At 33.8% G+C, this 13,590-nt stretch carries 9 protein-coding genes; 1 reads left to right on the top strand and 8 read right to left on the bottom strand.

The genetic code is table 11. The features are described 5' to 3' along the window. Positions 1–4 precede the first annotated feature (4 nt). From RT228_RS06600 to RT228_RS06575, 6 genes are all read right to left on the bottom strand, one after another. Entirely contained in the window at positions 5–3,073 is a 3,069-nt protein-coding gene (locus RT228_RS06600; RefSeq protein WP_006258981.1) for a SusC/RagA family TonB-linked outer membrane protein, read from the bottom strand. 181 nt (positions 3,074–3,254) lie between these two features. Next, the gene (locus RT228_RS06595) at positions 3,255–6,992 is read right to left on the bottom strand and encodes a two-component regulator propeller domain-containing protein (RefSeq protein ID WP_313138519.1); all 3,738 of its coding nucleotides are present in this window, start codon (positions 6,990–6,992) and stop codon (positions 3,255–3,257) included. Between the two features lie 175 nt (positions 6,993–7,167). Continuing rightward, a complete protein-coding gene (locus RT228_RS06590) occupies positions 7,168–7,515 on the bottom strand; it encodes a hypothetical protein (protein ID WP_006265207.1) in 348 nt (115 codons plus the stop codon). Between the two features lie 100 nt (positions 7,516–7,615). After that, a complete protein-coding gene (locus RT228_RS06585) occupies positions 7,616–7,942 on the bottom strand; it encodes a hypothetical protein (RefSeq protein WP_006265206.1) in 327 nt (108 codons plus the stop codon). 1,016 nt (positions 7,943–8,958) lie between these two features. Further along, positions 8,959–9,513, bottom strand: coding sequence for a hypothetical protein (locus tag RT228_RS06580; protein WP_006258985.1), 555 nt, complete (start codon positions 9,511–9,513; stop codon positions 8,959–8,961). A 145-nt stretch (positions 9,514–9,658) separates the two neighbouring features. After that, complete coding sequence (locus RT228_RS06575; RefSeq protein WP_006258986.1) at positions 9,659–10,636, bottom strand: deoxyhypusine synthase family protein; 978 nt, start codon at positions 10,634–10,636, stop codon at positions 9,659–9,661. A gap of 236 nt (positions 10,637–10,872) precedes the next feature. On the opposite strand from RT228_RS06575, the gene RT228_RS06570 reads away from it, so the two are divergent. Next, positions 10,873–11,325 (top strand): PaaI family thioesterase, encoded by a 453-nt coding sequence (locus RT228_RS06570; RefSeq protein WP_006258987.1) that lies wholly within the window; start codon positions 10,873–10,875, stop codon positions 11,323–11,325. A 354-nt stretch (positions 11,326–11,679) separates the two neighbouring features. Here RT228_RS06570 and RT228_RS06565 read toward each other — a convergent pair whose 3' ends face one another. Both RT228_RS06565 and RT228_RS06560 read right to left on the bottom strand, forming a co-directional pair. Continuing rightward, positions 11,680–12,438, bottom strand: coding sequence for a LytR/AlgR family response regulator transcription factor (locus tag RT228_RS06565; protein ID WP_006258988.1), 759 nt, complete (start codon positions 12,436–12,438; stop codon positions 11,680–11,682). 3 nt (positions 12,439–12,441) lie between these two features. Next, positions 12,442–13,494 carry a sensor histidine kinase gene (locus RT228_RS06560; RefSeq protein WP_006258989.1) on the bottom strand — a complete coding sequence of 351 codons (1,053 nt, stop codon included), beginning with the start codon at positions 13,492–13,494 and terminating at the stop codon, positions 12,442–12,444. Between the last annotated feature and the right edge of the window lie 96 nt (positions 13,495–13,590).

The raw sequence follows: 13,590 nt of genomic DNA, 5'->3' as shown, positions 1-13,590 counted from the left end.
GTGATTAAAAAGTAAATAAGAAACCTCCTGATATTGTTCTTGACACAGGATATCTTGCTACGTCCATTCCTACACCTCCTACTTCTGGATCTATACCATCATATCCAGTAATCGTAAATAAATTATCTCCAGACATGAATATTCTTAAACTAGATTTAGGAGATAGACTATTCATTACACTCTTAGGCATAGTGTATCCGATTGTTAAGTTCTTTAATCGTAAATAAGAAGCATCTTCTAAGTACCAACTAGAAGTCGTTCCATAGTTCTGATTATCATCTTTAGTAGATAATCTAGGAAGACTAGCATTCGGATTATCAGGAGTCCATGCTCCCATCACACGACTATCTAAATTATATCCTTGTAAAGAAGCATTGTAAGCTGTGAACTTATATCCGTTGAATACTTTCACATCACCTACTCCTTGGAAGAACATACTTAGATCAAAGTTTTTATATTCTAAGTTTAAACCAAAACTATAAGTAATCTTAGGTAAGTAAGCGTTCATAAACTGCTTATCATTATTATCTATCTTACCATCTCCATTGCTATCTTCAAACTTAAAGTCACCAGGTTTAGCATTAGGTTGTATTAATTTACCCTCATTAGAACGGTGCGCATCAATCTCTGATTGCGACTGGAAGATTCCTAAATAAGGAACTAAATAAGTAGAGTAAAGCGGTCTACCTACTACAGATCTATATGGAGAAAGTACCCCACGAACATTATCTCCATGAGCGATATAATCTATTCCGCTTTGGTTATATCCATTTAAGTTTACTAATTCATTTTCTAAGAAACTTGCATTCCCAAAGATCTTATAGTTTAAGTCTCCTATATGATCATTATAACTCAATGACAATTCGATACCTTTATTCAGTACTTCACCACCATTTACATCTGCTGCCGCTGTACCATGATGAGCATCTTCTAATCCTGGAATGATCATCCCTTTAGTACGCTTACTAAAGTAATCAGCCACTACGTTTAAACGTCCATTAAAGAAAGCAGCATCTAATCCAATATCAAAAGATTCTGATGTTTCCCATTTTAAATTAGGGTTAGACTGACGGTTTACATAAGTTCCTTTACCTGTAAGCATACCATCTTCTCCCATAATAATATCACTATTGCTAAGTGGTACATCAAAAGAATAATAGCCTACAGAATTAATATTTCCGATTTGTCCCCAAGAAGCTCTTAATTTTAATTCACTTATTGCATTTACATTAAAGAAGTTCTCTTGTGATATTCTCCATCCCACAGACGCAGAAGGGAATACTTCTGATTGGTTATTCTTAGCTAGACGTGAAGTAGTGTCCTTACGCAAACTTCCCGATACGAAATATCGATCATCGAAGTTATACATCACACGTCCTATCAAAGAAGTTAAGGCATCTTCATACACCTCTGTAACTGGCTTTCTGATGATAGAAGCATTACCCATATACTGGTTAAATGATTCTTCACTTCCAAAGCCTTCTCCTTGTACAGAAATATAGTCGTAATTTGTTTTTTGTGCTGAATGAATAGCCGTTAGATTAACATCATGCTTACCAAATGTCTTGTGATAAGTCAACTGGTTATCCCATATCCAATGGGTTTTTTCGTAGTTATTTTCTAATAAGTAGTTATTTAAGTTTGTTCTTCCTAACTCTGGTGCCTTAGGCGTAAATTTCTTATATTTATTACTTGTGTAATCATAACTATAAGAAGTCTTGAAGGATAGTCCATCAACGATATCATAGTTTAAATACACATTGGCATTCAAGAAATTCGTTGGATTAGATGTTGTAGGTCTTAGCAATAGTGCTACTGGATTATACACATCTCCATACGCTCCAGCAAACTGTGCTAAATCATGAGGGACTACTCCTCCAAATTTACCATCAGCATCGTATACAGGCGCTGCAGAAGGCATATATAAAGCACTGATAACACTTCCTGAATAAGAACTTGTAGTATTAGTACCAATAGCATTTGTATTTGAGTAGTATACATTCTCTCCAATAGTTACTTTATCAGTCAGCTTAGTATCTGCCTTTAATCTAAAGTTATAACGTTCAGAAAATGTTCCTATTAAAGTTCCTTCTTTTTTATTATACCCAAGAGAAGCAAAATAATTCGTATGGTCAGAAGCTCCAGAGATACTAGCATCTACATTGTGCATAGCTGCTGTTCTAAAGATTTCATCCATCCAATTTGTTCTATTCACTTGTCCCCACGGATTAAGTAGAGCATCATGCGCAGACTGTCTAGGAACTCCTGCATTATCTGCTGCCATATTATATACAGAAGCTTGCCCTTGTGCATCTAATGGTGTTGGTAAGTTTGTTGCTTTTGAAAAACCTGTATACACATTTAAAGAAACACTAGGATCTCCCTTTACTCCTTTTTTAGTTGTAATTACAATTACTCCTGAAGCAGCTTGAGCTCCGTAGATTGCAGCTGCAGCCGCATCTTTTAAGATAGATACAGATTCAATATCATTTGGGCTAATTGCTGGTCCGTAATAAGGCACACCGTCTACTACAGTAAGTGGAGCCTCATTAGCTAATGAACCTGAACCACGAATAACCATCTTACTGCTCTCAGAAGGATCTCCTCCTTGCTGCGTTACAGTTACCCCAGCAACTTGTCCTTGTAAGAAATCACTTAAATTAGACACTGGTCTAGAAGCAACTTGTTTAATATTGTCCACTGTTGCAATCGAAGTGGTAATATCTTTTTTCTTTGAAGCTCCATATCCAATTAGAACAACCTCATCTAAGATATTGCTGTCTTGTTCTAAAAGGATACTTACTAATTGAGCGCCTTGATAGTTGATCGTTTTCGTTTTGTATCCTAAATACTCCACAGAAAGAGTACCCGCTTCTTTGGCTAATTCTAGCGTAAAATTCCCATCGGCATCCGTAGTTACCCAAGTAGAATTATCCTTATTAGCGATTACTGTAGCAAAAGAAACAGGTAGGCCATCACTTTTGCCTGCTACCTTTCCTTTTACTATCACTTGTGCATGTAAGAAAGTACTACCTCCTATACATAACAGCCATACTAAGAAATGTCTTTTCATAAGATTGATTACATTGATATTTCACTTTCGAAAGTACTTCTGCTTTGTATAATACAGGGGTAATTTTCTTTCAGTCAAGTGTAATAATCTTTCAGTAAAAGGCTAATTCTATATCAGAGTAGTGTACTATTTGGACAATAACCTTTAGTTAACACTAGGATAATCTATTCTACACGTTCTTCTAGTCATTTTTAAAGTGTGAAGGACTGTGTTCAAAGCGTTTTTTAAAAGATTTACTGAAGTACTTTGGATCGTTAAAACCACATTCAAAACAGACTTCTGAAATCGTTAGGTCACCTTTCTCGATCAATACTTTTGCTTTTTGTAAGCGCATTTCAATTAATATTTCTAAAGGAGATTGCTCTACAAACTCTTTAAATAAACGATAGCACTTCATCTTAGAAATACCTAATTCTACTGTCAATTGATCTACACTGAATGAGGCATCACTAAATCTTGCATTCATCATTTCCATCCCCTTTCTAAACAAGCGCTCATTAGGTGAGAGATTCACTATAACATCCTCTGTTAGATTCGTCTTCCAAAGGAGTGTATTGCTTTCCTTGTTTTCTTTATCATAGCGAATACGCTTAAAAACCATATTATCTAATGTAGTTTTACCAACTGGTAAGTGAATAAAATCACTAACCCCCAATTGACTCAATTGCTCTTGTACAAAATAATCTACTGTCTCTGCGATATAAAAGATAAGTAACCTTTGTTTCTGAGCCAGTTTTTTAATCTGTGCAAATAGAGATAAGGTGCGATCAGACATCTCAATATTATAAAGTACTAAAGCATCATACTTATAATGCTCTATATTCCCTACCACTCTACTCACACTGTGATTATAGACCAAATTAGTATCTTCTTGTCCTGCTAATAACTGTTTGACAATTGCTTTATCCTCTTCTTTAGCATACACTAGAATATTGGTTTTATCCTTTGGGAGCACTTGTAGCTCTTCTAAGAATTCATCCCAATTCCCCTTCTCTACTCTCCTATTTTCTTCTAATGGGACTAGAGGAATAGATATGCCAAGAGAGAACACTGACTCACTATTAATGATCAGTATACCATTTAGATTCTGTAATAAAGTCTCAAAAGCTCTGTAGTAAGGACTAAAATTTCTGTTGTCATTCCAAAACGCAAATAAAGTATGACTCTCTGAGTCTAAATCAATATGTAAAACATTGTTCTTCATATAGAAGCGAACCGTTATCTGCTGATTATCTTCTAAGTATTTATAACATTCGTATAGCAGATAACGCAAACACAGTTTAAAACGCAATAAATCTACTTCTACCCACTGAGCATCTACTTCATTACACACTACTATCTCTACGCCATACTTCTCTTTTATCGCTCCCCACTCCTCTTTTAGGTGCTCTATAAAAGAAGTCATCTCTACACTTACTAATTCTATAGTGTCAAAATCCTTAACTTGCTCTATATAGTTCCACTCCCGAACCATATCATAAACTTTAATTAGTTCCTCTTTTTGTGCTGCTTCAACATTTAATTCTTCTAGTATTCCCAATGTATTAACAATAGGTTTCTTAATTCGAGATAACAAGAAGATTCTGAAATTCTCCATCTCTATATCGTCATTCTTTAATTTGCTATGTAGATTCAGTAATTCTCCTTTCTGTTGTTCTATTTCTTGATTTAAAATACTAAGTTGTTCATTTTTATTAGCGAGATGTCTCTTTTGTGCTTCCACTTCCTTTGTTCGATCTCTTACCTGTTTTTTAAGCTCGATCTCTCTCTTTCTCATCTTTCTTTGCTTGATACGTACACGCCATAAAACAATTACCCCTCCAGCGATGACAAATAAAATAACAAAGTAAGGCTGTAAGAAAAAAGGCTTTTCGATTTCAAAAGCAATCATATATACTATACGCTTGTCTTTTTGTACTGTATCACGTATCTCTATCTGATAGCGTTTATGGTCTAAATCATCTAAATTAACTTCTTTTTGAGGAAGAACCCTCCAGTCATCAAAAAGACCTACTATTCTATATTCAAATTGATTAATCGGATATTGATTAAAACCTATAGGATATAAAGTAAGACGCAATTTATTCTCATCTGGTTCAAAAAAACTAACCTTTCCCTCTTCTGCTATACGTTCATTGAGTAAGACTCTAAATTCTGGGGCTTTTTGATCATTTCTGAGATGTCCTGGATCTATGATATTTAAGCCTTTATTTCCTCCATAAAGCAAAAAGCCTTTTTTACTCTGACTATATGCTCCTTCAGAAAATTCTAGTCCTTGCCAACCAATATAATTACTAAAGTTTAAGACGTTATAAGTATGTTTATCTATTGAAGCTATTCCTTTAGTAGTACTAATCCAAACATCATCCTGAGAAGGAGTAAGACTATACACCAAATGACTAGGAAGACCATCTTCTTCTCTAATTTGCTTCTTAAGTTCATAGTCAGTATCAAATACTGATATCCCTCCTAAAGTAGCCACCCATAGATCACCTGTAAAAGCATCTGCATAAGTAGAGAATACACTATTGCCTAGCAATCCTTTTTCTTGATTAATGATATTAATCTCCCCAGATCGACAATCGTAGAATACCACCCCATGTTCTTCAGTAGCTAAAATCAATAAATTATCTTGAATAGAAATATGACGAATATGGTATTGCTTTAATTTATCTTGATTGATAAAAGGTTCAAACTTTTTAGTCAGTGCATTATACTTGCTCACACCTCCCCAGCTACCCATCCATAGATAATGATTGATATCTTCTGCAAAGGCATACGTTCTATTACTGATAAAATGCTTGGTAATTCCCTCTTGAAAAAACTCTTGTTTACCCTCTTCTATCTTTACTACTCCTGCATAGGTTCCTATCCAGATATTACCATGAGAGTCCGAGTATAAACTGCGTATTCTGTTCCAATCCTTATTCTCTTTGTATTTTTCTATAACAACTGGTACAAAAGGTTCATTACGCTTCTTTTGATAAAAAACCCCTTGTGTATAATATCCTATCCATCTACCTCCTAGCTTATCTACCGCAATAGCGCGAATGGTCTCATGTGGTAGATGAGGTTGTCTCTCTGAATGAGAAAACACATAATCAAGACTTGCCTTATTCGTCGGTAGAATAGAGACTCCACCATCTTTAGTCCCTACCCATATATTGTCAAACTTATCTATATGCAGTACCATCACCTCATTACTGAGTAAGCTATAAGGATGCTGTGGATCTACTTTATGGTTTTCGATAATCTTATATTCCCCCTCTATTGCTCTTAATAGAAAAACACCTTGGCTTTTAGTACCGATCCATGTATTCCCATTAGTCTCTGTTGCAATAGCATTGATAATGAACTCCGGAAATTGCTCTCGTATATTCTCTAGTAAACTAGCTTGCACATAATACTGAGGAGACTTCTTTCTAGCATCCTCTACTAAGTGGTCTGCCATATCACCAATATAACGAGCATCTACAGATACAAACTGACCTCCTCTAAAAGTGAACCACTTTTTTGATTCTAGCTGTACGAGAATATTGCCTTGTTCATCTAAACTCAGTACACGAGGTTCACTAGAAAAACTATAATTCTGAAAAACATCATCCTTTATCCATAAACTTATCTGTTTCCCATCAGATAAGATCCACAAGCGATCTTCTCTATCCCTTAGTAATGCATAAATATCATTACCTCCAATAGAATTAGGATTCTTAGGGTCGTGTTTATAGACCTTTACTTGTTTGCCATCGAATAGGTTTAGCCCATCCCATGTTCCTATCCAGACTGCCCCATCAGGGTGATTTGCTATACAATTAATAGAATTATTAGAAAGTCCTTCTTTTGTAGTGATTGTTTTAAAGTGGACACTTTGCCCCCAAGAAAGGCAAGAAAACAGAAAAAATATAAAAAACCAACGCATCGGCACTATTATAGCTTATAAAATGCGTAAAAATAAAGGTATTGAAATATTTAGTCTATAAGCCCAAGTTAAATTATAGTTACCTATATGTTAGAAAAAATGTTTTAATACTATACAGATAACACATCTCTTGACAATATATCCTTACTGGGATTACCAAACAACTGTATCTTATTCATTCTTTTATAATTTCATTTCTTCTTATATCATCACATAGATTAAAAATCTCTTTCCATATATCACTTTCTCTTATACCTTTAATACTCCATAAGTCCGTCCCCTCGATACTCAAATATAGATTTCTAACTCTCTCTGCTTTTTCATACATTTCTATTGATATTCTTTTATTAGTAAGTAACTTTATAAGCGTATCACAATAAAAAAATGTACGAACATTAATATCGAATACTTCAAAAATCAAATACTCTATTTCATCATCATTACGATTTAGAAGAAAAGTACCACAACAATTAAGGGTTTCTAAAAAATAGCTATACGATTGCTCTTCACTAATCTCTTTCATCTTATTTCTCACTATTAATCTTCCTTTTATCACAAATATTCTCCGTTATTCCCCATACATCTTGTCTCATAAAAATAACATCTATTAAGTATTGCTTTCCTCAAGCATTATTTAAACCATAACTAATAAGCCTTTTAGCAATATCTAGATCGCTTACATTCTTATAGGTCTCTTGATTTGATTCTTCGATCATGTCAAGAAACACATAGAAATCAAATAAACTTGACAACACTATATTATTAGCTTCAAACTCTAACACTCCTTCTGTCTGTTCTATTTCAAAAAAAGAGAGCTCGTTATCTATTTGAAAAGGTTTTTCCATATATATTTCGATAACCTCTGAATCAACATTTAGGAAGTACAACTTACAAAAGTCCTGATAAGTCCCTCCTTTTCTGAAATATTTCACTAAGTCCACTAACTTCATTGTATCATCTAATTATAACATCTACATTACTGCTATACAACTACAGTATCATTCTAGATAAAGCAGTGTTTTTTAATTTAAGGTAAATCATTTGCTATTATTAGAGTATTAATACATGAATAGCATTTCCTCACACTTTGAATAAAATTAATCAAAATAACAAAACCAAAATACAACAATTCAAATAGCTATATAAAACAATTCCCATTGCTTAATTCTCTTAGACACACCACCTATTTCTCCCCTTACCTCCTACACCCTCTTTTCTCCTATCTATTTTTTTACTACCTTTGCCTGCAGTAAAGGCTTTGACTCAATGGTTATTATTGAGAATATTCTTCTATTCAAAGTCTGGTACATCTTACCAAAAAGAAAGCACAAACCACAGCTTTCAAAATCTCAATTTCAAAATTTTAACAAGTTTTTTAACATCGTAAATTCACTGCGAACCGAGTATTCATGCGGTCTCCGTTGTGGTTTGTTCGGAAAGTGTTCGGAAAACACCCCCTTTTTCCGAACACTTTGCAAAGAACTTCCGAACAACGCTCAAACAATCTTCCCGAAAGCCTTGATATCACTGACTTTGTCGCGTGCTGTAAATTCCTGAAAAACGCCTATATGTTAATTTTTTTAACAGCTGTGATTTGTCCTGTTTTTAGATTTTAGATTGGTTAAAATATTCTCATATTTAGAATTTTAATAGGCTTTAGTATCTATTGAACAGTCTAATAATCAATTAATAATACCATAGAAAAACTTTGATTACACCATTCTTTCATTTCATTCCTAAGAAAAGGAACGTTGCTTTTAGTCCTTTATTCTAAGACAAAAAAAAGAGCCCGAAGGCTCTTTTTTCACTAATTACCACGATTATTTTAACTATAATATTCTTCTTCACTCTATTATTTTTCCTGTGTCTAGGTTAAATTATAATTCTCTAAATATTAAAAAATAGATTCTTAAAATAGGAGCTAAAAAAAGATAAACATAATCCACCACCCACATATACTCATCGTTTACTCAATTATATCACTAATCTTATATAAATGGTATAAACCAATATAACAATCAAATTCTACTAAGTAATTATTTATAAAACAATAGTAAGCAATAGTATCTATTGTTTTAGGATCTACATCCTGCTTTAAAATATATTGATCAGATAAAGATTTTGAAAAATACAAATCAATAAATTCATCAAAACTCAATCTCTCATATTCTCCTGTTACACTATCTACTAAATCAAAACAAGAAGTTTCTTTTGAATTATCCAATACTCTCTGTTGATTTAGTGTTTTTTCAATAAACTCATAGAATGTAACCGATTTACTAGACTGATCATAAAGCCTCATTAAACTAGTCAAACGAATTACAGTAACTTGTTTTTCAGAGCATCTAGCGTATAGATTTATAAAATTATAATTTGATGGTAGAGTATCTCTATCATCAGTTACTTGTAGCGGATAATCAAATGCTAATTTTTCCAAAAAATGCTTGTCTAAATTAATACCGCTTTTATCTGTACATCCATACAAAACAAGCAGAACAAACAATAGTATTAATCTTTTCATCACTTAAATCTAAACTTTATTTAGATCTAAATTAATGTAATAATTTAAATATCTACATTTGTAAACATAAAAAAAGAGGTTCTAAAACTAGTCATGGTCGGAAGATTAATCTTCCGACCATGACTACCCGAAGGCTCTTTCTAATTTATTGTTTCAATACCCATGAGAAAATCAATGGGGCTACAATAGTAGCATCTGATTCGATTACATAACTTGGTGTATCTACGTCTAGTTTACCCCAAGTAATCTTCTCGTTTGGAATACATCCTGAGTAAGATCCAAAAGAAGTGGTAGAATCTGTAATCTGACAGTAGTATCTCCATCTCAATACTGAATCATCCTCTAAATCCTGTGCCCACATAGGAGCTACACACATAGCGAAATCTCCAGCAATACCTCCTCCTATCTGGAAGAAACCAACTCCCTGATCTACAGCATTCTTTTTATACCAATCTGCTAACCACACCATATAGTCTATTCCACTGTTCACTGTTCTAGACTTCAATTCCCCCTTGATTACATAAGAAGCGAAGATATTCCCCATCGTAGAGTCTTCCCATCCTGGTACTACGATTGGTAAGTTTTTTTCTGCAGCAGCTAGCATCCATGAGTTTTTAGGATCTATCTCATAATGCTCTTCTAACACACCGCTTAATAGTAACTTATACATATACTCATGTGGAAAATAACTCTCACCTGCTGCTTCGCTATCTTTCCATATTTTCTCGATATGCCCTTGTATTCTTCTAAATGCTTCTTCTTCAGGGATACACGTATCCGTAACACGGTTATATTTATTCTCTAACAGCGCTAACTCATCCTCAGGAGTTAAGTCTCTATAGTTAGGAATTCTTTTATAATGAGAATGCGCTACTAAGTTCATAATATCCTCCTCTAAGTTAGCCCCTGTACATGAAATAATAGCTACTTTGTCCTGTCTAATCATCTCTGCTAATGAGATTCCTAGCTCAGCAGTACTCATCGCACCTGCAAGAGAAATAAGCATCTTCCCTCCTTCATCTAAAAACTTTTCATACCCTTGAGCAGCATCTACTACAGTTGCTGAGTTAAAGTGGCGATAATTATGCGCCATAAATTGAGAAATAGGTCCTCTATTTTCCATTTTACTTGTATTGATTAAATTATTATTTAATAATGATATAGCCTTATCACGCTATTTTTGGGATACAAAGATTAGGATATAGAAAAAGGTTTTTTTTATCAAATGATAAAAAATTTTTTACATTTTTAGCAGTTATAATCCATACTCTAATCAGGTTAAATTTTTGTACTTCAATAAAAATAACTTTATTTGTAATAGAGGGATTCCTCTATCGAATAACAACCAAAACAAATATTATGACACAAGCAATCCAAGATCTATATCCTGAGAGCTTAGCGCACTGCTATGGCTGTGGAAAAAACAATCCTAATGGACATCAACTAAAAACATATCTTGACGGAGAAGAAACAATCGCTCGTTTTACTCCAGATACTAAATACACTGCTATACCAGGAAGCGTATATGGTGGTTTAATCGCTTCTCTACTAGACTGTCATGGTACAGGATCAGCAGCGGCATTTTTGTGTAAGCACAATAATATCCCACTAGAAGACACTATACCTGTGAGATGTGTAACAGCTTCTCTTAAAGTTGATTTTAAAGCCTCTACTCCTATGGGAGAAGAACTAGTGCTAAAGGGTAAACTAAGAAGCATAGAGGGCAGAAAGGTATGGGTAGATCTAACCCTAGAGGCTAATGGAATAATCTGTGCTACGGGTGAAATCTTAGCTATCCAATTAAAAGAGTAAGGGTTTGTATTTTTGTGATGTCGTTTTTTTATAAAATCGCGATGGTGTGAAATCGATTGGTCTATGCTGTCCATGTATAGTATATCACACCCTCTAAGTACATTATAGAGGTGCATACACACCACGAATTAAATATCTGCGACAGCACAAGTAGTAAAGCCTTATTAGCAATACAGCTAAAAGAGTAATCATATATGTTAAAAAAGGGAACCTCAATATAAGGTTCCCTTTTTTTAACTTACACTATATCAACAACTAGTAAAATCATTTAGTCTATAATATTAGAGTAAACTGTATTAAGCCCGTAGGGCAAGACTGTAAACTAATTACTGTGAACCGTTAACCTCCTAAGGACTATGTGTCAAGCCATTGCTTTATCGCTCGTGTTCTTTCTCTACTTAGATCTACCTCTACATCACCCTGTAATACTACACTTACCTTACTGTTTAGATTATTCTGAATAGCAGTGATGCTCTCGTAGCTTATTAGATATTGTCTAGATATTCTAAAGAATCGATTAGGATCTAATTCTGATTCTAGTTCTTCCATAGTGAATGGTAATACGTGAACAGATTTATCAAACATAACTGCTTTAGACAAACGAAATTCCGTATAGATATAGGCAATATCACTTGTCTGTACAACTTTATACCTATCGTTATTACTCAGTAAAAAACGTGTTCTATAACTCTGTTTCTTTCCGTGTATAACTTCGGTTAGATTACTTAAGATTTCTTTATCTAAGACCTGTAATTGATGCAGTTTTTTATACTTCGCTATGCTTTGTTCTAAGGCAGATTTTTTGATTGGTTTTAATAAATAATCTATACTGTTAACCTGAAATACTTGTAAGGCATACTGATCATAAGCTGTCGTAAAAACAATCGGTACATTTACTTCTATAGCATCAAATATTTCGAAGCATACTCCATCTCCTAATCTTATATCCATAAAGATTAGGTCAATATCATCATGCTGTTCTAGCCATTCTATACAGTCCTCTACACCTTCTATAACCTGTACGACCTGAATATCTTCTTTTATATCCTGAAGTAAGGTAGTCAGATGCTGTGCATTATACTGTTCGTCTTCTACTATCAATACTTTTATCATAGCTTATAACAATGGGATTTTAACTCTAAAAACGGATACGGTCTGTTCTATCACGACCTCTCTGTCTTCGATCAGTAAGTATCTCTTCTTTATATTCGTCAGTCCTAACTTAGAAGAATGAGGAAGAGTGTTCAATAATTGGAGGTTATTCTCAATAATTAAATATTCTTCTTCCCCATAAATATTCACAAAGAGGGGACTTTTTTTGGTTGCTTTATTGTGTTTTATTGCGTTTTCTAATAACAATTGTAAAGTCATGGGTGGAATCTTCATTCCTAACAGCTCTGGTCTGACATTGATCTCTACTTGTATACTTTCGCCAAAGCGAATCTTAATCAAGTATAAATAATCAATCAAGAACTGTATCTCCTTGGCTAGACTGACTAAGTCATGCTCTAGGTTTACCAATAGATAGCGTTGCACATCAGACAATCGCTCTAAGAATTCACTTGCTTTCTCTTTATCTTCTTGGATTAGGCTTCTTAGTACACTGTAATTATTAAACATAAAGTGTGGGTCTAATTGAGCTTTTAAAGATGCTAGTTGGCTCTGTAATACTATTTCTTTCATCTGTGCATTTTCATAAACAGACTCTTTCCACATCTTTACTAGCTTTCTTCCATTGTGTACAACAATAACAAAGACAGTAAGGCATAAGCCTATAAAAAACATCTGTCTAGCGCCTAACCAGTCTTCTCGTGCTGTATGATCTTGATCTATTAAATAGTAATCTGTCACAATAACTAAAAATAAGAAGACTACAACACAAATAATCACATGCAATACTCCAAACCGAATTACTTCTTTTATAGAATACGTCTTTATCGGCAATCGGTCTGACAGATAAATACCTAGGGTAGTCACAATCCAACTGATAGCTATAAACCAAATCACATCTGCCGTAAAGGTATATCCACTCTCAAAAGAAACTATCTGATACTGATCTGCAGTACTAATAATGTACAACGAAAAAATAAAAAACAACGCTACTAAGAGCGTTAAAGCTACTCTATACCTCCATTCTTTCTTACTCCTCTTTTGCTTTTGTGTTTTCATTACAGATTAAAATTATGCTATTCTTTCCTGATTTTTTCGATTATATACCTAAAGTAACAAAAAACAAAGCTCGTTTTACATTTTTTATAACTGAAC

This window comes from Myroides sp. (assembly GCF_032073645.1).
GTDB classification, from domain to species: domain Bacteria; phylum Bacteroidota; class Bacteroidia; order Flavobacteriales; family Flavobacteriaceae; genus Flavobacterium; species Flavobacterium odoratimimum.
This window is presented reverse-complemented; position numbering and strand designations above follow the sequence as displayed.

Bases quoted from the DNA above. Each gene is read 5' to 3' on its own strand.
- RT228_RS06590 (WP_006265207.1), bottom strand. From the start codon at position 7,515: ATGAAAGAGATTAGTGAAGAGCAATCGTATAGCTATTTTTTAGAAACC.
- RT228_RS06565 (WP_006258988.1), bottom strand. From the start codon at position 12,438: ATGATAAAAGTATTGATAGTAGAAGACGAACAGTATAATGCACAGCAT.
- RT228_RS06575 (WP_006258986.1), bottom strand. From the start codon at position 10,636: ATGGAAAATAGAGGACCTATTTCTCAATTTATGGCGCATAATTATCGC.
- RT228_RS06570 (WP_006258987.1), top strand. From the start codon at position 10,873: ATGACACAAGCAATCCAAGATCTATATCCTGAGAGCTTAGCGCACTGC.
- RT228_RS06600 (WP_006258981.1), bottom strand. From the start codon at position 3,073: ATGAAAAGACATTTCTTAGTATGGCTGTTATGTATAGGAGGTAGTACT.
- RT228_RS06585 (WP_006265206.1), bottom strand. From the start codon at position 7,942: ATGAAGTTAGTGGACTTAGTGAAATATTTCAGAAAAGGAGGGACTTAT.
- RT228_RS06595 (WP_313138519.1), bottom strand. From the start codon at position 6,992: ATGCGTTGGTTTTTTATATTTTTTCTGTTTTCTTGCCTTTCTTGGGGG.
- RT228_RS06580 (WP_006258985.1), bottom strand. From the start codon at position 9,513: ATGAAAAGATTAATACTATTGTTTGTTCTGCTTGTTTTGTATGGATGT.
- RT228_RS06560 (WP_006258989.1), bottom strand. From the start codon at position 13,494: ATGAAAACACAAAAGCAAAAGAGGAGTAAGAAAGAATGGAGGTATAGA.